Origin of the sequence: Bacillus sp. MAG717A (assembly GCF_036884855.1) — a bacterium.
In the GTDB taxonomy this organism is placed as follows: Bacteria; Bacillota; Bacilli; order Bacillales; family Bacillaceae; genus Bacillus; species Bacillus safensis.
Genome location: NZ_CP145733.1, coordinates 146,382 through 169,021 on the forward strand (window position 1 = coordinate 146,382; position 22,640 = coordinate 169,021).

At 39.8% G+C, this 22,640-nt stretch carries 24 protein-coding genes, 1 pseudogene and 1 riboswitch; of the genes and pseudogenes, 7 read left to right on the forward strand and 18 right to left on the reverse strand.

Features of this window, described 5'->3' with window-relative positions:
* Window positions 1-51 precede the first annotated feature (51 nt).
* The 3 genes from ptsG to V6Z54_RS00770 all read right to left on the reverse strand — a co-directional run bounded on the left by ptsG (window position 52) and on the right by V6Z54_RS00770 (window position 4,252).
* Entirely contained in the window at window positions 52-2,151 is a 2,100-nt protein-coding gene (ptsG, locus tag V6Z54_RS00760) for a glucose-specific PTS transporter subunit IIBC (RefSeq protein WP_041085010.1), read from the reverse strand.
* Between the two features lie 201 nt (window positions 2,152-2,352).
* Entirely contained in the window at window positions 2,353-3,207 is an 855-nt protein-coding gene (locus tag V6Z54_RS00765) for a transcription antiterminator (protein ID WP_039178106.1), read from the reverse strand.
* 55 nt (window positions 3,208-3,262) lie between these two features.
* Window positions 3,263-4,252, reverse strand: a complete 990-nt coding sequence (locus V6Z54_RS00770) for a LacI family DNA-binding transcriptional regulator (RefSeq protein ID WP_073979421.1) — start codon at window positions 4,250-4,252, stop codon at window positions 3,263-3,265.
* A gap of 93 nt (window positions 4,253-4,345) precedes the next feature.
* Between V6Z54_RS00770 and V6Z54_RS00775 the strand changes: the two genes are divergently transcribed.
* Window positions 4,346-4,489 carry a hypothetical protein gene (locus V6Z54_RS00775; protein WP_162842493.1) on the forward strand — a complete coding sequence of 48 codons (144 nt, stop codon included), beginning with the start codon at window positions 4,346-4,348 and terminating at the stop codon, window positions 4,487-4,489.
* A 53-nt stretch (window positions 4,490-4,542) separates the two neighbouring features.
* Here the strand turns inward: V6Z54_RS00775 and V6Z54_RS00780 are convergent, their stop codons facing one another.
* The 5 genes from V6Z54_RS00780 to V6Z54_RS00800 all read right to left on the reverse strand — a co-directional run bounded on the left by V6Z54_RS00780 (window position 4,543) and on the right by V6Z54_RS00800 (window position 10,795).
* Window positions 4,543-5,637 (reverse strand): Xaa-Pro peptidase family protein, encoded by a 1,095-nt coding sequence (locus V6Z54_RS00780; protein WP_073979420.1) that lies wholly within the window; start codon window positions 5,635-5,637, stop codon window positions 4,543-4,545.
* Window positions 5,638-5,741: 104 nt separating this feature from the next.
* The gene (locus V6Z54_RS00785; protein WP_338527603.1) at window positions 5,742-7,661 is read right to left on the reverse strand and encodes a heavy metal translocating P-type ATPase; all 1,920 of its coding nucleotides are present in this window, start codon (window positions 7,659-7,661) and stop codon (window positions 5,742-5,744) included.
* A gap of 290 nt (window positions 7,662-7,951) precedes the next feature.
* The gene (stoA, locus tag V6Z54_RS00790; RefSeq protein WP_041085014.1) at window positions 7,952-8,440 is read right to left on the reverse strand and encodes an endospore biogenesis thiol-disulfide oxidoreductase StoA; all 489 of its coding nucleotides are present in this window, start codon (window positions 8,438-8,440) and stop codon (window positions 7,952-7,954) included.
* A 54-nt stretch (window positions 8,441-8,494) separates the two neighbouring features.
* Complete coding sequence (locus V6Z54_RS00795; protein ID WP_039178095.1) at window positions 8,495-9,811, reverse strand: polysaccharide biosynthesis protein; 1,317 nt, start codon at window positions 9,809-9,811, stop codon at window positions 8,495-8,497.
* A gap of 312 nt (window positions 9,812-10,123) precedes the next feature.
* The gene (locus tag V6Z54_RS00800) at window positions 10,124-10,795 is read right to left on the reverse strand and encodes a hypothetical protein (protein WP_073979418.1); all 672 of its coding nucleotides are present in this window, start codon (window positions 10,793-10,795) and stop codon (window positions 10,124-10,126) included.
* A gap of 409 nt (window positions 10,796-11,204) precedes the next feature.
* On the opposite strand from V6Z54_RS00800, the gene V6Z54_RS00805 reads away from it, so the two are divergent.
* From V6Z54_RS00805 to V6Z54_RS00815, 3 genes are all read left to right on the forward strand, one after another.
* The gene (locus V6Z54_RS00805) at window positions 11,205-11,372 is read left to right on the forward strand and encodes a hypothetical protein (RefSeq protein ID WP_175297137.1); all 168 of its coding nucleotides are present in this window, start codon (window positions 11,205-11,207) and stop codon (window positions 11,370-11,372) included.
* A gap of 326 nt (window positions 11,373-11,698) precedes the next feature.
* The gene (locus tag V6Z54_RS00810) at window positions 11,699-12,826 is read left to right on the forward strand and encodes a Rap family tetratricopeptide repeat protein (RefSeq protein WP_338527604.1); all 1,128 of its coding nucleotides are present in this window, start codon (window positions 11,699-11,701) and stop codon (window positions 12,824-12,826) included.
* Window positions 12,816-13,100 (forward strand): hypothetical protein, encoded by a 285-nt coding sequence (locus V6Z54_RS00815; protein ID WP_268474452.1) that lies wholly within the window; start codon window positions 12,816-12,818, stop codon window positions 13,098-13,100. Before V6Z54_RS00810 ends, V6Z54_RS00815 begins: the two co-directional genes overlap by 11 nt.
* Window positions 13,101-13,199: 99 nt before the next feature.
* Here V6Z54_RS00815 and V6Z54_RS00820 read toward each other — a convergent pair.
* The 4 genes and pseudogenes from V6Z54_RS00820 to V6Z54_RS00835 form a co-directional block, all read right to left on the reverse strand.
* Window positions 13,200-13,441, reverse strand: a pseudogene (locus V6Z54_RS00820) (transposase); the annotation flags it as partial.
* Window positions 13,442-13,488: 47 nt separating this feature from the next.
* Entirely contained in the window at window positions 13,489-13,623 is a 135-nt protein-coding gene (locus V6Z54_RS00825) for a hypothetical protein (RefSeq protein WP_258954563.1), read from the reverse strand.
* 100 nt (window positions 13,624-13,723) lie between these two features.
* The gene (locus V6Z54_RS00830) at window positions 13,724-14,374 is read right to left on the reverse strand and encodes a cell wall hydrolase (RefSeq protein ID WP_041085016.1); all 651 of its coding nucleotides are present in this window, start codon (window positions 14,372-14,374) and stop codon (window positions 13,724-13,726) included.
* Window positions 14,375-14,680: 306 nt separating this feature from the next.
* Entirely contained in the window at window positions 14,681-14,875 is a 195-nt protein-coding gene (locus V6Z54_RS00835; protein WP_039178090.1) for a hypothetical protein, read from the reverse strand.
* A 167-nt stretch (window positions 14,876-15,042) separates the two neighbouring features.
* Here V6Z54_RS00835 and V6Z54_RS00840 point away from each other — a divergent pair, with 167 nt between their 5' ends.
* Window positions 15,043-15,231: a DUF2187 family protein gene (locus V6Z54_RS00840; RefSeq protein WP_003211747.1), complete on the forward strand. Its 189-nt coding sequence runs from the start codon at window positions 15,043-15,045 to the stop codon at window positions 15,229-15,231.
* A 154-nt stretch (window positions 15,232-15,385) separates the two neighbouring features.
* Complete coding sequence (locus tag V6Z54_RS00845) at window positions 15,386-15,910, forward strand: GNAT family N-acetyltransferase (protein WP_041085017.1); 525 nt, start codon at window positions 15,386-15,388, stop codon at window positions 15,908-15,910.
* A 101-nt stretch (window positions 15,911-16,011) separates the two neighbouring features.
* On the opposite strand, the gene V6Z54_RS00850 is transcribed toward V6Z54_RS00845, so the two are convergent.
* The 6 genes from V6Z54_RS00850 to V6Z54_RS00875 form a co-directional block, all read right to left on the reverse strand.
* A complete protein-coding gene (locus V6Z54_RS00850; protein WP_041085018.1) occupies window positions 16,012-16,230 on the reverse strand; it encodes a hypothetical protein in 219 nt (72 codons plus the stop codon).
* A gap of 259 nt (window positions 16,231-16,489) precedes the next feature.
* Entirely contained in the window at window positions 16,490-16,987 is a 498-nt protein-coding gene (gene queF, locus V6Z54_RS00855; protein ID WP_003211403.1) for a preQ(1) synthase, read from the reverse strand.
* 15 nt (window positions 16,988-17,002) lie between these two features.
* Window positions 17,003-17,734: a 7-carboxy-7-deazaguanine synthase QueE gene (queE, locus tag V6Z54_RS00860; RefSeq protein WP_338527605.1), complete on the reverse strand. Its 732-nt coding sequence runs from the start codon at window positions 17,732-17,734 to the stop codon at window positions 17,003-17,005.
* Window positions 17,727-18,167 carry a 6-carboxytetrahydropterin synthase QueD gene (gene queD / locus V6Z54_RS00865; protein ID WP_269103717.1) on the reverse strand — a complete coding sequence of 147 codons (441 nt, stop codon included), beginning with the start codon at window positions 18,165-18,167 and terminating at the stop codon, window positions 17,727-17,729. Before queD ends, queE begins: the two co-directional genes overlap by 8 nt.
* Entirely contained in the window at window positions 18,168-18,824 is a 657-nt protein-coding gene (gene queC / locus V6Z54_RS00870) for a 7-cyano-7-deazaguanine synthase QueC (RefSeq protein WP_024424683.1), read from the reverse strand. It lies immediately after the preceding gene.
* Window positions 18,825-18,983: 159 nt separating this feature from the next.
* Window positions 18,984-19,028, reverse strand: a riboswitch (PreQ1 riboswitch).
* Between the two features lie 71 nt (window positions 19,029-19,099).
* The gene (locus V6Z54_RS00875) at window positions 19,100-20,143 is read right to left on the reverse strand and encodes a hypothetical protein (RefSeq protein WP_073979416.1); all 1,044 of its coding nucleotides are present in this window, start codon (window positions 20,141-20,143) and stop codon (window positions 19,100-19,102) included.
* A gap of 244 nt (window positions 20,144-20,387) precedes the next feature.
* Here V6Z54_RS00875 and V6Z54_RS00880 point away from each other — a divergent pair, with 244 nt between their 5' ends.
* Window positions 20,388-22,490: an ATP-dependent Clp protease ATP-binding subunit gene (locus V6Z54_RS00880; protein WP_338527606.1), complete on the forward strand. Its 2,103-nt coding sequence runs from the start codon at window positions 20,388-20,390 to the stop codon at window positions 22,488-22,490.
* The last annotated feature ends 150 nt before the right edge of the window (window positions 22,491-22,640 follow it).

Sequence of the window (22,640 nt, forward strand, 5' to 3'; positions counted from 1 at the left end):
TTATATCATACTGCCGAGCTTGTCATCTAACAAGAACGGCAGTTATGAAAATTATTTTGAAATTTTCATGATGTTTTCTTGTCCAGCTTTGATTTCACCGGATTCTTGAAGGTCAATAAATTGTCCTTCACTTAAGTTGGTAAATACAATTGGTGTCATCAAAGATGGTACTTCAGACTTAATTTTATCAATATCAACCTCTAAAAGTTTTTGACCGATTTCTACTTGATCTCCCTCTTGTACAAATGCTTCAAATCCTTCTCCTTTGAGGCCGACCGTATCAATTCCGAAGTGGATTAAAATTTCAAGTCCACCGTCAGATTGCAGGCCAATGGCGTGTTTCGTCGGGAACACATTTAAGATCTTCCCTCTTACCGGTGAAACAACCGTTCCTTCTGTTGGTAAGATAGCGAAACCGTCACCCATCATTTTCCCTGAGAATACTTGATCTGGTACATCTGTAATTGGATGAAGCTCCCCTGTAATTGGTGAAGCAAAAATTTCTTCCCCTTGCTCATTTTGAAGCGGCTTTGCAATGACTTCTTCGACCTGCTGGCTGACTTCTTCTTTTGCAGAAGGGTCTTTCGCTGGACGAGGCGTGCGGCCTGCAATGATATCCTGCATTTGTGTTTTTAAATTATCAGAACGCGGGCCGAAAATTGCCTGGATGTTGTTCCCTACTTCGAGAACACCAGAAGCGCCAAGCTTTTTCAATCGGTCTTTGTCCACTTTCTTCTGATCATTGACAGTAACACGTAAACGCGTGATACAAGCATCAAGGTGCTTAATGTTTTCTTGATCACCCATTGCTTCAAGGATTTCATAAGGCAAGTCATTCCCTTTTTCAGACTTCGCCTCACTTGCTCCGTCTGCTGCTTCATCCTCGCGGCCTGGCGTTTTCAGATTAAATTTGCGAATGGCGAATCTAAATCCGAAGTAGTAAATGACAGCAAGTACGAGACCTACTGGAATGACAAGCCACCAAGCGGTTCTATTCGGCAGGATACCAAATAGGAAGAAGTCGATTAACCCTCCTGAGAAGGTCATCCCGATTTTCACGTTTAGAATATCCATTATCATAAAGGATAATCCAGCAAATACACAGTGAATCGCAAATAATATCGGTGCTACAAACAAGAATGAGAATTCAAGCGGTTCAGTGATCCCTGTTAGGAAAGAAGTAAGGGCCGCTGATCCCATAATTCCTGCTACAAGCTTTTTATTCTTTGGTTTTGCTTCATGGTAAATCGCAAGAGCTGCTGCTGGAAGACCAAACATCATGAATGGATATTTCCCTGTCATGAATGTACCAGCTGTCAGCTGAACACCATCTTTGATTTGCGCCATGAAAATACGCTGGTCACCACGGATAATATCTCCTGATAAGCTCTTATAGCTAAAAAATTCATACCAGAATGGTGCGTAGAATATGTGGTGCAGACCAAACGGAATTAATGAGCGTTCAATGACTCCGAATACAAAGGCAGCCAGCGGCTCATTCGCTGCAAGCAGTCCTGTTGAAAATGAGTTCAATGCACCTTGGATTGGCGGCCAAATGACTAGCATCAAAAGCCCTAAAATAAGTGCTGAAATAGAAGTGACGATTGGAACAAAACGCTTACCTGCAAAGAAACCAAGATATTGCGGAAGCTCAATCTTGTAAAATTTATTAAACATATAAGCAGCTAATACCCCGACAATAATCCCGCCAAAAACGCCGGTAGACAAGGTCGGTATACCGAGCATATTCACATATGCTGGATGGCTTTCCTTAAAGAACTTCGCCAATTTGATTGAATCGGATGGAATAGATCCGTTAGCCATTAATACGGCACTCATCGTTACGTTCATGACAAGGTAACCGATGATAGCGGCAATCCCTGCCACTCCGTCTCCATTAGCAAGACCGATGGCAACCCCTACAGCAAATAATAGCGGAAGATTCGAGAAGACGATGTTCCCCGCATTCTCCATGACACTTGCAACAAGCTGAATTGTATCATTGCTTAAAAATTGAGCTACATCAATCAGTTGCGGATTTTGCATCGCATTCCCAAGCGCTAGTAAAATACCGGCAGCAGGAAGGATCGCAACTGGAAGCATAAGAGCTCGTCCAATTTTTTGCAACACACCAAAAAGTGATTTAAACACTGGTTGAACCTCCTTTTGTTTTCGCTTACAACATACATTTGGGCTGCTCCCTGACGTACATTTCATAATTAACCGTTTACATTTCACTTTCAAACGCAAAAAAGACATGGTGATATAAGGTTGCGCAAATAACAGGATCTTATCCTGTATTTACCTTAAGTCACTCATGCCTGATCGAATCAGTTACACGTTTCAAGGAAACTATGAAATTTTATTTGTCAATCTGTACAGATGAAGTGTCAGGTAGACGGCCTCAGCATCCTGTACAGGCTTTTTCAATGCATGCTGCAAAATTTTGATCATTTTCCAAGCAGTATTGTAGCATAAAGGATATTCATTTTTCAATAGATGAAGCAATTTTTCTGGCTCCTCTAATGATTCTCCCCGTTTAATACGCTCAATTGAAAACGTAATATGGCGTAATAAGCGTAAATAATGAATACTTTCTCTGTCTACTTTCATATGAAATGAATCTTCAATGACTTGGACCATTTGTGTAATCAGCTGCGAATGACGGTTCACCTCAGATAAAGGCCGATTCGTCAAAGCTGAATGGATATGGAGCGCTATAAAGCCAATTTCCCCTTCTGGCAGCTTCGTTTTGACATCTGGCCGCTCGTTAATCAGTTCAACGACTTCCTTTGCAACCTCGTATTCTTTCGGGTATAGCGATTGCGTCTCAAGCATAAAAGGGTTCGTGATATCATAGCCTTGCTGCACCCGCTTAAAACTAAACGCAATATGGTCGGTCAGTGCAACATGAATATGCTCATTCAAGCGTTGTCCCATTTTTTCTCGTATATGATAAATGACGTCATTGGCAAGCTCGATCATGTTCTCATCAATATGATGAAGCAGTTGTTTATATTCTGTTTGTTCCTTCGTATTTTTTAACACAAACATTTTTTCAAACACGTCTTGATCGAGAACATCCCCCGATTTTTTACCGAAGCCAATCCCTTTCCCAATCAGAACCACTTCGCCCAAAGAAGGGTGCCTTGCGATGATGACATTATTATTTAACGCTTTATCAACGGTGAAGGATTCCATGAACATCCCCACCTCCTTCTTTTTCAATCCCTCTTATCGTACAAAACAGATGAAACGTGCGTCAACGATTGTTTTTCAAAACGGTAGTTGTTCGCTCAATCAGGCGATATGGCAGCATTCTTTTTTCTGATTTCTCTCCCTTTAATGCTCGGTCAAACAAGTCAAACGCTTCCTGCCCCATTTGTTTGAGGGGAATATGAATACTGGAAATCCCTAGCGCCTCACTCAATTGGTTATTTTGAAAGCTGAGTATGGCTGGTGATTCTCCTACTTTTATGTCGTGGCGCTGTGCCTCTAATAAAAAGCCTGCAGAGACTTCGTCATTTGTAATGAATAAAGCTGTAGGACGATTTTTCATTTCCTGCCATTCTGCAAATAATTGCTTCCCATCAAGCAGGGATAACTTCCCTTCGATGATCCATTCCTTATCAATAGACTGCCCGAGCGATTGCATCATGTCTTGATAAGCCTGAAGGCGCGACTCACTATTTGCTCCTTCTGTTCTGGCGAGAACGATCGCAATTCGTTGATGTCCACATGCCGCCAAATGATGCAGGCCCTCCTTAAATGCATGATCATGCGCAATCGACACGGTTGAGCAATGATCGTGCGGCGCAGGATGACAAAATATAATCGGTCCTGATTCCTGCCACTTTAAAATGTGCCTATCACTTAACGCATTTGAACAAAATATTAAACCATCCACACGGCGCTCTTTTAAACTCATTAACGCTTCTTTTTCTTTTAATGGATCATATCCTGTTTGAAATAAAGCAAAATGCATGCCGCGCGCCTGTGCTTTTTCTGCAATACCTGTGACGAGTGCGCTGAAATAAGAGTGTTCAATGTTTGGAAGGACGATGCCAAGCATATTCGAATAGCCCTTCGCTAAATGGACCGCCTGAATGTTTCTCGTATACTTGAGCTCCTCCATCGCTTGTAGAACACGTTCCCTTTTTTCTTCTTTAACATAAGGATGCTCATTCAACACACGTGATACGGTTGTCACAGATACGCCCGCTCTTTTCGCAATCTCCCTTATGTTTGCCATTTTTTCTCCTACTTTCTCTTGATATGGTAAGCGTTTCATACTTTAAGATGTATGTGAGCTGAACAAATCACTGGATGGAAAGGGGAATTCAAGATGGGTTTCATCATATGGATTATATTATGTATGACTGTTTTGTTTTCTGCTCGTTTTGCATTACATCCTTTAGGAAAAGAACATAAAATCAAACCGTTTCAATCAATTGATGATTTTTTTGTTGATAAGGATCGAGAAGAGTGATAAAAAATCACGATGACGCTTCCAAGACCTGGACGTTCATCGTGATTTTTTCATTACTTGATGATCGTTAGCTCTTTCGGATAATTGGTTAAGGTGACTGGACCATCTGCCGTAATAAGAACATCATCTTCAATTCTTACGCCGCCGACTCCCGGAACATAAATTCCTGGTTCAATCGTATACACCATACCTTCTTGCAGAAGGTCGTCATTTGCCTGACTCATAGAAGGAAACTCATGAACAGAAACCCCTAACCCATGTCCGAGGCGATGCGGGAAATATTCACCATATCCCGCTTCTGTGATCAGCCCGCGAGCTTTTAAGTCAAGATCACCGATTCTCACGCCGGGCTTACTCATTTCAAGTGCTGCCATTTCTGCATTTAAGACCGTTTGATAAATATCCTTTTGTTTTTCAGAAGCTTCCTGATAGATAAATGTTCTTGTGATGTCTGAGCAATATCCATCGACAATGACGCCAAGGTCAAATAACACAAAATCGCCTTTCTTTAAGGCTGCCTGCCCCGGATTTCCATGAGGCTCGCCTGATTTTTCACCAAAGAGAACCATGGTGGAAAAGGACATACCTTGAATGCCTTTTTTCTTTAATTCATATTCAATGACAGCGAGAACTTCTGTCTCCGTGATTCCTTCTTTTAAGGCGTTAACCCCAATTTTTACACCTTCATCTGCTAATTGTGCCGCTTTTTTGAGTGTAGCAATTTCAGATTCATCTTTAATCAGTCTGAGCTGATTGAGCTCATCTTCAGCCCGGACGAACATTTCTGCCCCGGTAACAGCTTGGAGCTGCTCTGCTCTTTGAAGCGGTATCGATTCTTTTTCAATCGCAAGACGCGCGGCATGAACACCTCGTTTTTCTATCGCTGATTGAATGAAATCAAATGGATTCTCATGATCTTCATATCCAATGATATCGCCGGACCATCCTGCATTTTTTGCCTGCTCAACTTCCATTTTAGGCAAAATAAAAAATGGTTCTGTCTCTTGAAACACAAACAGCCCCATCACTCTTTCATGCGGCTCTGTGAAGTATCCAGATAGATAAAACACATTTTCCTTTGTATGTATAAATGCACCTTGAATGTCTTCTTTCTTAAGCCAGGAAGACAAGCTCTTCATTCGGTTCATCATGATCCTCCTCACACGTTTTACTACTGGTCTATTGTATCAGTTTTTGCTGTATTTCGCACAAAAGCGCACTGGCATGGATCCAGTGCGCCCTGATGATTGAATTAAGATGCACGAAGCAGACGCAGACCATTTAAAATGACCAAAATCGTACTTCCTTCATGCCCGATGACGCCAAAAGGCAAATCAAGCACTTGTAAGAAATTCGCACAAATTAACAGACAGATCACCGTTAATGAGAAAACAATGTTTTGCTTAATGATTCGATTCATTTTTCTTGAAAGACGGATCATCTTTGTTAGGTTATTTAAATTGTTCTTCATTAAGATGAGATCCGCTGTTTCTAAGGCAACGTCTGTGCCTCCGCCCATCGCAACCCCAACATCTGCTGAGGCGAGTGCTGGCGCATCATTGATTCCGTCTCCTACCATGATGATTGAATTACCTTGTTTTTTTAATTGATTGACCTCATGTACCTTTTCATCTGGAAGACATTCAGCCACAACAGTTTGGATACCGGCTTCCTGCGCAATAGCTTCAGCCGTTTTTTGCTGATCTCCTGTCAGCATGACGGTTTGGATGCCTAAATCATTTAGTTCTTGAATCATTTTTTTAGCTTCAGATCTGATTTGATCCTTAAGGCCAAGACAGCCAACAACCTCTTCACCCTTTTGAACGTAGACCACTGTGTATCCTTGCGCTGAAAGGTCATCACCTGTCTCTTCCATCTTGCGGTCGATTGACGCCTTACCAGCGAAGTCTTTCTTCCCAATCCGCCACGTTTCCCCATTTAATTGTGCTTTCACACCAAATCCAGAGGTTTCTTCTATGGTGACATGGACTGATCTTTCTGTTTGGTGCTCTTTTGCCATATCAGAAATTGCTTTCGCTAATGGATGGTTTGATTGGCTCTCAATTTGATAGAGTGCCTGATAAAAAGCAGATTCATCCTGCCCTTTAGCGATGACGACTTGTTCTACGGCTGGCGTCCCGCTTGTAATTGTCCCCGTTTTATCAAAAGCAATCATGCTGCTTGTGCCTAATTTTTCTAAAAAGACACTTCCTTTGACAAGCATTCCATTTCTCGCGCCATTTGAGATCAATGACAGTGCTGCTGGCATTATGGATGCGACTAGAGCACAAGGTGAAGCAACGACCATAAACACCATTGCCCGGTAGAAGGTTTCACTCATGCTCCAGCCGAGTACAAAATGAGGCAGAACCATTAAAATCGCAACGGTGATCAGCACACCTTTTACATAGGCACCCTCGAATTTTTCAATAAATGCCTGGCTTGGCGAAACACTTTCTTGAGCGGATTCGACAAGTTTAATAATTTTATGGAAAAGCGTTTCTTCATTATGTTTAGTGACTTCCACTGTTAAGGAACCATTTAAGTTCACTGTTCCTGCAAATACGTCTTCCCCCTGCCCTTTTTCCTGTGGAACAGATTCGCCTGTAAGTGCAGATTCGTCCACACTTGTTCTCCCGCTTAAAATCACACCATCTGCTGCAATGCGTTCCCCTGCTTTGATCATAATACGGTCACCAGGCGTTAATGATGAAGCGGCGATTTGAATGGTCGTACCATCTTCTTCAATTAAAGTTGCTTCATCTGGTGCAATGCTCATTAATGCTGTTAAATCTTTCTTGCTTTTATTTGACGTATACGTTTCTAGCGCACCACTCAGTGAGAAAATAAAAATTAAAATAGCGCCTTCTGCCCAATAGCCGATCAGAGCTGAGCCTATTGCTGCGAAAATCATTAAAAGTTCCACATTCAAGGTCTTAGACGAAATCGTTTCTTCAATTCCTTCTTTCGCCTTTGCAAAACCACCAATGACAAATGCTAGGATGAAAAGAGAAATGCTCCACATGCTCTCATCCTTTAGAATCCATCCAATTAAAATGAGAATCCCTGATATCCCTACTGCAATTAATTCTCCGTGCTGTGCCCATTTATGTAAGGACCATTTCGATTCCTTTTGATTTGCCGTTTGGTAAAGTGCTGTATTCTCATTCATGATTGTTTTCTCCTCTCTAATTGATAATCGTTTTCATATTATCAATCGTTGCCCGTTTCTTATTCCATCTATATTTTCTGCTATTTCAAGCTTTTTATTGGTCTGTAACTCATTATAACAGGTTCTGAACAATTTTCAATTAATAATTATTATAATTTCTTTTTGATAATAATTATCATTATTGATATAGACCGTTCCTTCTTCTTCTGAGCACAGTGTATTCAGATGAAAAGCAAATGAACACAAAAAAAGAACCAACAGAATTGGTTCTTTAACAGAAAGGATTTGTTCTACGAATTCGTCCACTCTTTGATTTGTTTTTTCGTCAGTGGACCTACATGATTTTTCACCACTTCTCCTTTTTCATTAATCAAAAAGGTCGTTGGAATGGTGATAATTTGATATTTCTTCATCATTTCTCCGTGTTCATCTAGTATGATCGGAAATGTAAACCTTCTGTCTTTCACAAATTGGGCAACAGCATGTTTACTTTGTTCAGCACCTAGTAAATTCACGGTCAAGATGTCAACATCACTCTGATTTTCTTTCACAATCTGTTCAAATTCGGGTAGCTCCATTTTGCAGGACGGACACCATGTTGTCCAAAAATGCAAAATGGTCTTTTTCCCTTTTGCGGGAACCATCTGCATTTCACCAGTTAATGTCGGTGCCTCTATTCTTGGCGCCATCACAGGCTCTTTTGCTTCCGCTGCTGCGCTCATTACAAATAGCAGCATGGTCATCATCAGAAGACTGGCGGGTAGACGTTTACGATTCATCAGGATCTTCCTTCCCAGTTTTCTTATAGCTTGCCCTCTCGATGGCGATGACATTCAAGCTTTTTTCAATGTAAGAAACATTGAAACGCCGAGCTCCTTACAAATCGTCGCATAATGCAGCGCAGTCAAAAGCAGCATGCCTGTGTTCATCCCTAAAATGACCCCCATCATATTCAAGCTTTCCATTGAACCGAGGAAATACACCATAGAAAAAGAGACGACATGCACCCATATATTATGTAGGAACACATCTTTGATGAGCCCCATACCGATTAAACACGCTTGAAACGGCATCACAAACAGGTGGCATAAAAAGTATGGCCAAAGCAGCTGTAAATAGACAGCAGCTTGCGGTGAATCAAAAAAGAGCTGTGTGAGTGGGTAAGCAAAATAATACATAACCATCACTGCCGGCACCCCGTATCCAAACGTTATGAGAATCGCCTGTCTGACACGTTTTTTCACAAGATCATACTGACCTAAAGCATAGGCTTCAGAGACACTCGGAATCATCACAATCATGATGGAATGAGCGATAAACGCTGGGAAAAAACCGATCGACATCGCGACACCAGCCAGCATGCCGTAATGATCAACAGCAAGTGTTCCAGAGATGCCTGCTGCAACGAGCGCTCCTTTGATTAAAAATGGTTCAACCGCATTAGCGATCGCATGAAAGATGCGCATGCCCGTTGTCGGTATGGAAACGGCTAATAGGCGCTTTCGCACATCAATCCCTCTTAATTCAACAGACCTGACATTCACAGCATTTTTCGCCATGACGTATTGGGAGTATAAATAAATAAAGACGACAAGATCACTCGCAACAATGACACCGATGGCGATAAGAACTGCTGTTTCAATATCAAACGAATACCAATGAAAAAACAAAAATAAGCAGATCAGCTGGATCGTTTTCTTCATCATATTGGCTAGAGCGATTCTGCCCATTTGCTGCTTTCCCATAAAGTAGCCGCGGGCAATGGAGGTAAACGCAATAATCGGGATAAGTGACAGCACTAGGCCCTTCATAAGCGGATGATACGACTGAAACACTGGAATGAAAGGCAGTACAATGGCGGCTATACCTGTTGTTGTACTTGTCACCACAAGCGTCATTTTAAAGGCATGACGGAGCATACTTTTGTGGAGACGCTCATGTGATTCTGCAATGAATTTAGAAATGGAGACTGGCAGCTCTAAGCTGGCGATCACAAGGACAAGCATGATGATTGGAAGGATACTCATATATAAACCCATTCCATGTTCTCCAAGCTCTCTCGCTAAAATCATATTGACTAAAAACTCGATACACTCCGCAATAAAAGCTGCGACAGATAGCAGAATGACCCCTTTTACAAATCGATTCATGTAGCCTCCCCTTGTCTAAAGCAAATTCTTTTCACATTCTATGAGACAAGTCCAAAAAATATTTTAATAATTGAAGACAAAAAAAGAGCAATCTCATTGATCGCTCTAAGCATGTAAACAAACCCTCGCTATCGGTGTCAGTCCCACGTGCTGGTGCTCACGAATGTCAAACTTGCTCCGCGCCAATACTCGTCCTTCCTAGAATTTAAGGAATTTATATCACAAATTAAGAAGACAAAGGACTAAAATAAACAACATTTTAATCCTTTGTCAACAATCTGAAGCAGACTCTTACTGGAGCCTGCTCCTTTTTTAATATTTTTTTCCGAGTCGTGTTTGATGGCTAACCTTTTTTAGAAGTTTTTTGCGCTTTGAATCTTTGTAGACAGATAAGACAAATTTGTTGTTCCAGTAGCCGTTTTTCGGACTGTAGTACGTTTTGAATGTGTAATGAAAGACTTTTTGACCTGTTGATCCTGAAGCGGATGTTACTGCTGTAGCAATTATGGCTACTGCTTTCAGTGTCAAGACTGCGCCAGCTATAGCACCGGTCCCCGTTGGTAATGCTAAAATAGCACCTGTCACAAGAGCGACAATAGCAACAGTGATGTTGAATTTGTTTTTATAGTTTTTTACAAGTCTCCATTGGTAATCTTTGTTTGACTTTGTGCTAATCTCGCCGTCTTCATTGATTAATTCTTTTCCAGCTTCTTCAAATTCCTCTAACTCAACTAATTCATTGTTGATACGAAGTTCTTTTTTTGCTCGGTCAAAAGAGACGGTATCTACTCGTTCGCCATTATCAATCGTTATTGTTTGAGTGCTACCTTTGGTCACAGAATTGAAAGTATGTACCTTACCTTCAATTTCGGTTTGATAAGATTCTTTAATTTCTTGAGGTTGATGGGTTACTGCGGCTACGGTTTGTAATGGAAATATTAAAAATAGTGTCAGGCCTAAAAGCACGATTATGAACTTTTTCAATTTGGATATTTCCCCCTTGTTTTTTGTGCGATAATATATATATGGATAAAAAATGATTTTCTTTTAAAAAAAGGTAATCAGGGAGTGGTTGATGTGTTTTGGAATTGGGTAGTAGGCATGATCGGGATAATCATAGGAGCTTGTATTTTTGCAACGGAGTTCGAAGATGCTACTTTCTTCACTCGCTTTATTTTCAAGCTTATTGCGATTTTACTTATTGTGTTCTCAGTGACTTTTATTAAGTGGCGGCGTAAAAAAATAAAACAGCATAAGTCATAGTTCTCCCTCCTTTTTTGACATGTTTTCATCCTATCATTGATTGATTCACATTTGGGAATTAATTGGAAAATTTCTTTTTGAGTTGCGGTGACCGCAATATAGGTTCTTTTATTTTGGGGGAGAATTTATGATGACTGTAGTACCAGTATTGATGATGTTAATCGGTGCTTCTTATTTTGCTGTTTATATGAAAAAACGTAAAAATAATAAAGAAAAAGAGATGGGGTATAAAGTTCTTTTTGCCGTTGTTTTCTTTTTACTGAGTGTCCCTTTCATCAATATGGTCATCACTGGATAATAAAGAACAGGCTCTTCAGCCTGTTTTTTTGTTTCTTAAATACTTGGCGCCTATTTCAAAAACACCACCAATAGCGTTTATATTCGATTCTAAGCACGTTTATTTTTTAATAGTGTGACGCTTTAAGTGCGCTTATATGGGATTTAAAAACGTTTGCCATTTTAACTGCTACGATAGCATCTAAAAACAGATATGCCTTGTGTCCTACTTGCTTAAAAAGTGATTGCGACATGCCGAAAATTTACACATAAATGGTTAAAAAGGGTTTTATTAGGAATTATTGTGCTAACATTTATTAAAAATTGGTTTTCTAGGGGGGATTGTAGATGGCGTCTATACCGTCTCCAGTTGTAGCGATCAAGATCAATGATTGGTATAAGCATATAAAAAGATTCAATGTGAAAGAGGCACATATGCTAAGAGAAGAGGTTAGAAAAGATATCGATGTCATGGAAGAAGATGAACAGGCGGTTCTTTATTTTCAGTTGATGGAATTCCGTCATCAATTGATGACAGACTATGTGCAGCCTTCTAAAGAACCACTTGAAAAGTCGGATTACTTGAAAGCTGTAGAAGGACAAGGAAAGAAAATGTCAGCCATTCTTGAATACTATTTTAATTTTTTTCAAGGAATGTATGAATTCAAAAATGGTGAGTTTATTAGAGCTATTGTGTTCTATAAGCGCGCGGAAAAGCGCTTGGAGCAAGTAGGAGATGAGTTAGAAAGAGCGGAATTTTATTACAAATTATCAGAAGTGTTTTATCACATGAAACAGACCCACGTGTCTATGTATTACGTTGGTCTTTCTTATGATACTTATAAGGCACATAAGAGCAATTCACTTTATATGATTCGAGAAATTAATTGTCTAACTGTTATGGCAGGTAATTTCATTGATTTTGAATGCAGAGAAAAGGCGCTTCCTCATTTATTGTCAGCTTTAGAAAAATCTAAGGCAATTTCTAATAAGCCAATGATTGTGAAGTCATTATTTAATATTGGTAGTTGTTATAAAGGATTAGGTGATTTTAATAGGGCACTAGCTTATTTTAATCAGGTTATTCTTGAAGGAGAGCCTATTCATGCTACAGAGTTGCTTTTGGTTTATTATGAATTATCGTTATTTCATTTGAGTCAAAAGGAATTTATTGAGGGAGAAAGATTTTTCAAAAGAGGCTTGGAAGAAGCGAAGAATAGAAAAAATGATCTGTTTTTATCGTTACTAATGGTATTGGAAATTTTATTTTTAAAAACAGCAAACCTAAGTGAGGTCTTGAGCACGTTGGAAAAATTAGAGAATGAGAGGGGTTATCCATACATGGAAGACCTAGCGCTCGAAGCGGCTCGGTACTATAATGAGAATGGGCGTATGGATGAATCTGTAAAAATGTATGAAATAGTGATGTACGCCCGAAAACAAATCCAAAGGGGCGACTGTTCATATGAATTTTAAAACGGTTCTTACTGGTTTTTTGAGTGCTTCAGCATTGCTAGGTGTGATCTCTTTATCATCTGTCAATTTTGATGTGAATTCAAGAAATGCTACTTCTCCTGAATCAACTGATCTGACTGTAAGAAATGCTACAGGCAGTAGCGTTACTACTCAAGATTTTCCTCTTATAACTTTATCTCAACATGATAACGATTTTGCTGTAGGAAATGGAACACGTTCTAGTGTAAATCCGGATATTCGTTTTGGAACACGTGATTCTAGGTTATCTACTTGATGAATTAAACAGACCTTTAGGGTCTAAGACCGTAGTCAAGCCCCACCTTTACTTCGAGTAAAAGTGGGGGTTTCATTTTGATAAAATTGATAAGTTACCTTACGTTGTACATGGTCCTTTCCATGTCCAGTTTGACTAATTTCTTAACATTCATGGCCGCGAAAGTAAGCATCGCCTGCATTGAAACTTTTTTCAGTCTTGAAGTTTCGCCCATTGCATACCATGTTTTTCTTTTGCATCTGCAAAAACACGTTCTATTGTCTCTTTCCTTTTGCATAGATGTCCTTATTCATTTGTGTGAGTCTCAGATGGTCTGCTTCATCTAGATAGTCCTGCCAAATAGATATTAGATCAAAACCATTTTCATAAGGACAACAATACCCACACTTTATCTGCCATTGTCTGAACTATAATAATCCTTTGACAAGATCATAAACGAAATCAAATGATCTTCAGGCACTAATTCATCTAGGGCCACTATTTCTAATTGATTTCTTCTTTCTTCTTCACGTTTCGATAGCATGTTCATCCTCCACAGAAATATGTTATTGCCCATATTATACAAAAAAGCGTGTAAATTTTGTCTACACGCCGAGAGCAATCTCATTGATCGCTCTTTTTCTTTATACGGCAAATACGTGACGTCCGATGCGTTCTACAATTTTGCGGGAACGAATCCAATGATCTGTTGCCGTTTTTGGATTATAAAAATAGATAGCCTTTGTTGTTCTGTCATGCTCTTTTACTACCTGCTTCACAGCTTTAATGGAATCTTGATCTGCTTTATCATGAATACTTCCATTCGATACTGGCTGGAAAGCATTTCGCTGATAAATCACACCTTTCACGCTGTCAGGAAAAGAACGATGCTCTACTCTGTTTAAAACAACGCTTGCCACCGCTTTTTTCCCTTCGTAAGATTCACCTTTCGCTTCAGCGTGTACCAATCGAGAAAGCAAGTCCATTTCTACATTAGAATACTGTTTGCCGCTTGCCTTATTCGTCGTTTCAGATTTTACTTTTTTCTTTTGCTTCGGTTTTGAAGACTTTTCTTCTGTTGACGTACTTAGCATTTTCACTTTTGGCTGACGCTTCTCTTCAGAAAATGCTGGAATGACTTGATCGTGATCTTGCTCTATATATGAAAGCTGATGTTTAACAGGTGCTTGTGAAAGTTCGTGACTTAATGTGCCTTGCTGCTCTTGTATATTGTCCATCTTCATTGCTGCAACCAGCATAAGGATGACAAAAAGAGCTGTATGAATTTTAATCATTCGCCTTTTTCCTCCTTTAATCAAAGTAGGCTGTAAGATACTTGTCCACTCTAACAAGACCTCATTCTATTTTCACGCACAAAGATTTACATGCCTGTCCAAATTCCGTCATTAAATGGCATGTCCTAGTTTTGCGCACATAAAATGGAATTGTTAGCGCTTAAAAAGGTCCCTTTTTCACCTATCATCATCCTTATGCTCCTGTTTATGGGTTATTACATTTTCTTTTCATATGTATCAAAGTGGTTTGAAGTGTGACAAAAGAACGAAAATAAAAAAGCTTTCTCTCATCAATGAGAAAAAGCTTTAGCTTCTTGCTTCTGTAAGATATTCAAAAATAACATCTCCACCATGTTTGGCGATTCCGCGAAAATGTTTAAAATCATCTTGATTCACCAAAACAGAACGAAACGTTAAAAAGTCATCTTTTTGGATGGTCACCTGTTTTTCCGTCCCATTCCGTAAAGATTCGATGATTGTGAGGATTTGTTCTTCAGTCAAAAAAACCGCTCCTTTTCAGCCATGATCAAATATTAAATATACCATTCGTTAGAAGAGCATACAACGAAAACAAAACAAAAACGTCTTTATCCTTTACATTGGTATGAAAATATTGCAAAATACTTTTTAATAGGGAATGAAATCTGTTTTTAAAGGAGAGGGATCGGTTGAAGATTGCAAAAATTGGAAATGTGATCGAATTTAGAAATGGTTTAACAGGTGTAGTTGAAAAAGTGAATGAAAACTCTGTCATTGTGGATGTCACCATTATGGACAACTATAGAGATTTAGAACTGGATTCACTAACAGTCGTTAATCATAAAAACTATAAAATCATCAAAGACTCCGTACATTAATTGCAATCCTCAATACAGACGATCGGTACATACGTATATATAAAGCAAAGTTAATCACGATTTGACCATATGGTGATTTCTATTTCAATACCCTTCTTTTTCATTTTAAAAAAATGATAAGATGCCGTATTAGCTCTAGACAGGAGAAACTAATATGCAAAATTCCAATGATATCATTGTACGTTTTGGAAAAATGGAAGATACTGAAATGACTTTAGAAATACAGAAATCAGTTATTGCTGAATCAGATTATCTACTTACATCACCTGAGGAAAACAAAAAAACCCTCATAGAACACAGGAAATGGATACAGAAAAGAATTGAAAATGAAAACGAGACGTACATAGTTGCTCAAACTGATGAGAAAGTCATTGGGTGGATAGCCTTTGAACATTCATCAAATAGAAAAAGAACTTCTCATACGGGATCATTCGGGCTGATGGTGCATAAGAGTTATAGAGGTTTAGGCGTAGGGGAAAAGTTACTAACAGCTTTATTACATTGGGCAGAAAAGAATCCTTCAATTGAAAAGGTTAGTTTAGCCGTTTTCTCTACAAATCAAAAGGCCATTTCTTTGTACAAAAAGATGGGGTTTATAGAAGAAGGACGTAAAATAAAAGAATTTAAAATAAATGATCATGAATACTGGGATGATGTTTTAATGTATAAGCTGGTTTAATGCTGTGAAAACGAATTGCAGAAGTAAGGACATAATATCAATTGAGTCATCAATTTGTTATGTCCTTTTCTTTTTCTCACCATACACCATGTCAGTAAGCATCAGTCTTTTTGCGTATGAAAGGTTTGCATTTCCGCCTTCATCTTGTACATCTCGACTTCCTCAGGGGTGATCACTCCTTTATCAATCAAGAGGGCAATCACTCCAAGCAATGTGGAGGCACTCCATTTATACCGTTCTTTGTTTTGATGTTCAAGCATTTGAAGCTCTTCTCTAAGCTCCATTAGCAGCTGCTCTGCCCGCTCTTCTTTGTTTGCCAAATCCAACGCCTCCATTTACCATTCAATACCCCTATTTTATCTTAAATGAAATGAGATAAGCAAAAAAAGCATGATTCACCTTTACAAACATACGTTCTGTCATGTATAATATATTTACGAGCTGGTAGCCCCCAGCCGTCCTAGCAAGTTCTATTCCCATTCGTATGAGAAGAGTGACATGACTCTTCTCTTTTTTTATGATTGAATCGCTACAATCCCATAAAAAAAGACATGCATCTGGCATGTCTTTTCCTATTTATTAGCGATTATCAATCGTTTCTGGATACATATCATGGTTCATCATACGATACGATGCCATTTCTTCATATTTTGTCCCAGGTTTCCCGTAGTTCGTATACGGATCAATTGAAATACCGCCTCTTGGCGTAAATTTGCCCCAAACTTCAATATATCTTGGATCCATCAATTCGATTAAGTCGTTCATAATAATGTTCATACAATCCTCATGGAAGTCACCATGGTTACGGAAGCTGAACAAATATAATTTTAGTGATTTACTTTCGACCATGATTTCATTTGGGATATAGCTGATATAAACTGTTGCAAAATCCGGTTGTCCTGTTTGCGGACATAGTGATGTAAATTCTGGGCAGTTGAATTTCACAAAGTAATCTCTATTTGTATGTTTATTTGGGAACGTTTCAAGCACTTGTGGTGCGTAATCAAACAAATAATTGGTTCCTTGGTTTCCTAGTAACGTGACACCTTCTAATTCTTCTGGTTTTCTTGTCGTCATGACATCTCTTCCTTTCTATACGCCTCGTTTATTTCCCCACAATAACGTGTGCAGCTGTGGCAGCACTCTTACGCGATTTAAGTCTGAATCTTGTGCGACTTGATCTACAAGCGCTTCATATTTCTTTAATAAATGCGTCAATAAGTACGCATCATCACCTGTCGTCGTGTCATCATTTCCTACCTGCAAATAAAAAGGAAGCTCAGGGTATTTCGCATGAACATCCTTCGCATAGGCTAGATCACGATCATCAAAGATCACGACCTTCAGGCTTGCATGCTTCAATCTATTTCCGTTTTTCAGCTCATCTATGATACGTGTTAGTTTCGTAAAGTCTGTTTTCATATTCGAGCTTGGCGGCTTAGGGGAAATGGTTAAATCATCAATTTTCAAAAACCATTCCTGATACATCGTCCCTTGTGTTTCAAGCGCTGTATCAATCCCTTCTTCATGCAGTAAATCAATGAGGGATTCCATTTGTTTTAAAAGCGCCGGGTTTCCTCCTGAAATGGTGACATGAGAAAAAGCCTGTCCGCCTATTCTTTTTAATTCTTTGACAATGTCTTCTGCCTCAAGCCACTGAATATCATGCTTCGCTGAGCCGTCCCATGTAAAGGAGGAATCACACCAGCTGCAAGAATAGTCACAGCCAGCCGTTCTGACAAACATCGTTTTTTGTCCAATCACCATTCCTTCTCCTTGAATGGTTGGACCGAAGATTTCTAATACAGGAATCGCTTTAGCCATTGATCTCAACTCGTTTCGGACGGTAAATGCAGTAGCTTGTTGGTGTCTCTCTGACAAAGACTTGTACACAAGTTGGCTTGTTCGCTAAAGTCGATAAATACGCTGCGACTTTGTCATGTACGGTCTTTGCCACCACCTCAGTGGTTGGCATCGCGTATCGATTGTTTGATGAGAATTCCTCATGATCATTGAGCAGCGTATGATCGTACTGCCCATGAATGAGCTTCTTCAATGTACTGAAATTGACAAGGAATCCCGATTCATCTAGGTCGTCGCCCGCAATTGTGATATTGATGGTATACGTATGACCATGAACACGGCTGCATGCGCCCGCATCTTCTCGTGGGATGAAATGGGCAGCCGAAACATGCATGTCTTTATTCAATTCAAATGAAAATGGATGATCGGTTTGTGGATAGATTTGAGAAAGCATTTATTTTGCCTCCTTCATTTCCATATAAGTGTCATAGCCGTTTTTCCGCAGCTTACACGCAGGACATTCCCCGCAGCCATCAGAAATAATGCCGTTATAGCAAGTGAGCGTTTCATTTTTCACAAAATCCAGTGCATTGAGCTCATCTGCCAGCTTCCATGTTTCTGCTTTATTCAGCCACATCAGTGGTGTATGAATTACAAATGGTTTTTCCATTGCTAAATTCACTGTGACGTTGCAAGATTTCACAAACTCGTCACGGCAATCTGGATAGCCGCTAAAGTCTGTCTCACAAACACCAGTGATAATATGTCTTGCTCCAATTTGATACGCCAAAATAGAGGCAAAGGATAAGAACACTAAGTTTCTTCCTGGCACAAATGTAGAAGGAAGCTCTCCTTCTTTTTCCTCAATGTCAATGTCATCTCTTGTTAAAGCATTAGGTGCCAGCTGATTTAAAAGTGACATATCTAATAGATGATTCTTCACACCTAACTTGTCAGCAATTCTTTTGGCGACATCAATTTCTTCTTGATGACGCTGATTATAATGAAAGGTCACTGTTTCTACCTCTTCAAATTGTTGAAGTGCCCATAATAAACATGTCGTACTGTCCTGTCCCCCGCTGAAGACAACGACTGCTTTTTCATTTTTCATTTTCTGTTCTCCTCCTTTTGCAGATGCGTACAACCGTACAACACTGCATCTGAAAGGCTCCTGAAAACCCCTATTCTTCTCAAAAGAAAAGACACCTTTACATGTGTATGAGGTGTCCCAGCCATAAAAAATAAAAAATGCCACATCCAAGGATACGGCAAGTCCTTAGTTTTTTATAGAGGGTTTTGCTAGAACCTCTCCCGTCTTCACGGATTTTTGTTCAATTTTCACAGAGGATAGTGTACCACATATTCTTCATGCAGGCTATCCTTTCTTTACTTACCTAGCGGTTCAGGCACTTTTTTTAGACAAAGAAAGAGAATAAAAAAGATGCTGACATATCCAAAAACCGGGTAAACCGTTGATATCAGTGTACCGTAACCAATTTTACTAATCACATAGCAGCATATGAGAATAAGGGATATCGTAAAGATGCTGTTCATTCGGATATATGCCCTTACTTGTCTCTCCAGCCCGTATAAATTGCCTATGACGGATGTAAAAACTTCACCGAAGATGACAAATAAATAAATGAGATGAATGGAGTTTGCGACTTGATACACCACCTGAGCCATTGGAATATCAAAGGCCTCCAGCATATCTAATGAAGAAAGAGATAAAAAGCAAGCAAGCAAAATGAGTGTCAGCATGACGCCCCCAAGCACCGCTCCCTTTTTAATGACTGCTTCAGAGGTCATTTCATTTGCAACGGGTACTAACACTGCCTGTGACAGTGCTAAATTAAAGGCACCATAGGACACTGCTGATAGTATCCACTCGCCCTCACCCATTTGCAGCGCAAGAACATAACTTTCACTGCTGCTAAAAACAAATGAATCAAGAAACACAATCAATGAAAAGAAAATCAGCATTGGAACGACAAGGACGTTAACACCAAATAGCCCTTTTGAACCTTTAAAGAGTACAATGACGCTCAGAATGATCGTCAAAAAGATCCCATACTCCTTCGATATGCCAAGCTGTTCTTCAAAAATAGCCCCTGCGCCTGAAATCATGACTGAGGTAACACCGAGTAAAATAAAAAACATCACAATATTAATATATCGACTCGCAGCTGCGCCAAATAAAAACCGGTTCATATCTTGATAAGATTCTGCTTTGATTCGTTTCGAAATCAGCATCATTTTTGCACCAAGGCCAGTAAAAATAACACCGCTAATCAGGATTCCTAATAGTCCAACCCAGCCAAAACGAACAAAAAATTCTACGATTTCTTTCCCTGTCGCAAACCCAGCTCCAACCACTGTTCCTACATATACAAAGGCAAGCTGAAAAGCGGATTCATTTGAACGTTTCATGTGACCCCTCCGCACCCATCACTTTCGATTGTCTCTTTTTTATCCTATGAGACAAGTTCCTTGAAAAGAAGGACAAACCATGATTAAATGCAAAAAAGGATTTTTATCTGTCTTTGAGCAAAACAGTTGAAAGTCAAAATAGGTCAGAGTATACTATAGTCAAAGATGGTCAAACAACAGACCATTTTCTTTAACATTCATTGGTCAAATAAAGTCAAACTTTATTTTAAGGAGGTCATGGCAAATGCGTTGTCAACATTGTCAAGTAAATGAAGCAACTATTCGCCTGAATATGCAAGTAAATTCGTCCCGGAGCCAAATGGTTTTATGTGAAGACTGCTATACCTCTTTGATGGAGCAGTCAAAAATGAAAATGGGACCTCAGCTTTTTGGAGGAAGTTCATTCTTCTCTCAGCAGGCAGGTCATGCCCCAAACATGGAGCAATCAAAGCAAAAAGGCTTACTCGATGAGCTTGGCCGTAACTTAACAGATGGAGCAAATGCTGGCTTAATTGATCCAGTCATTGGCCGTGATGAAGAAGTCGCAAGAGTCATTGAGATTTTAAATAGAAGAAATAAAAATAACCCTGTTCTTATTGGTGAACCAGGTGTTGGGAAAACAGCGATCGCAGAAGGACTCGCACTGAAAATTGCGAGCGGTGATGTACCAAATAAATTAAAGAACAAACAAATCTATTTATTAGATGTTTCTTCACTTGTCGCAAACACAGGTGTACGCGGTCAATTTGAGGAAAGAATGAAGCAGTTAATTAAAGAACTGCAGAGCCGTAAAAATATCATCTTATTTGTAGATGAAATCCACCTTCTTGTGGGCGCAGGATCTGCAGAAGGATCAATGGATGCTGGAAACATTTTAAAACCAGCCCTTGCAAGAGGCGAACTGCAGCTAGTAGGTGCGACGACATTAAAAGAATATCGCCAAATTGAAAAAGATGCTGCACTCGAACGACGCTTCCAGCCCGTTATCGTGGATGAGCCAACACCAGATGAAGCGATCGACATCTTAAAAGGTATTCAAGATAAGTACGAGGCCTATCATGGTGTCACCTATTCAGATGAAGCCATCAAAGCGTGCGTTCAATTATCTTCGCGGTATATTCAAGACCGTCATTTGCCGGATAAAGCCATTGATCTAATGGATGAAGCTGGTTCAAAAGCGAACCTCTCCATTGATGCAGCAAGTGAAGATGAACTGACAAACCGACTAGCGCAAATTGCCGCAGAAAAACAGGCTGCGCTAAAAGAAGAGCAATATGAAAAAGCAGCGAAGCTTCGCGATGAAGAAGAAGCTATTGAAGCAAGACTTCAAAACAAAACAACTGACAAAGAGCATATCGTCACAGCAGAGGACATTCAGGCCATTGTGGAACAAAAAACAGGCATTCCTGTCGGCAAACTGCAAGCAGACGAACAAACCAAAATGAAAGAAATTGATGTCCGTCTAAAAGCACGAGTAATCGGGCAGGAGCATGCGGTTGATAAAGTGGCGAAAGCCGTGAAAAGAAGCAGAGCTGGATTAAAATCGAAAGATAGACCGACAGGCTCCTTCCTTTTCGTTGGACCAACAGGTGTCGGGAAAACTGAATTGTCTAAAACACTGGCTGAAGAATTATTCGGTTCAAGAGATGCGATCATACGTTTAGATATGAGTGAGTACATGGAAAAACACTCTGTGTCCAAACTCATCGGTTCTCCTCCTGGTTACGTTGGACATGATGAAGCTGGCCAGTTGACTGAAAAAGTGCGCAGAAAACCTTACAGCATCATTTTGCTGGATGAAATCGAAAAAGCACACCCTGATGTACAACACATGTTCCTTCAAATCATGGAAGATGGCCGCTTAACAGACAGCCAAGGCAGAACGGTCAGCTTTAAAGATACAGTCATCATCATGACAAGTAACGCAGGCAGTGCAGATAAAACGGTCAAGGTCGGCTTCCAGTCTGATCAGGAGGAAGCAATTGAGGAACAATCACTCATTGATTCACTCAGCAGCTACTTCAAACCAGAATTTTTGAACCGTTTTGACAGCATCATTCAATTTGATTCACTAGACAGAGAGGACTTAGTGAAGATTGTTGATCTTTTGCTTAATGAGCTGTCAGAGCAATTAAAAGAGCAGAATTTAACAATCCATGTCACAAATGAAGCGAAAGAAAAAATCGCAGAGCTTGGATATCACCCTGCATTTGGTGCTCGTCCACTTCGAAGAACCATCCAAGAGCATGTTGAAGATCAAATGACGGAGATCCTGCTTGAAGAGGAGCATCTTTCTGGATTTACTGTGGATGTTGAACATGACGAAATCGTTGTAAAAAAAGGATAACTACATCTTCAGGATGATATGCCTCTCCATCATGTTGCGGCGTCTAAGTTCCATCTGAACGCTGACGCTCCCCCGCCTCTTTTCCTTTAGGATAAAAGAAAAAGAGGTGGATCACATGATGAATTGGAGCTACGATCTTGTCAAAATCAT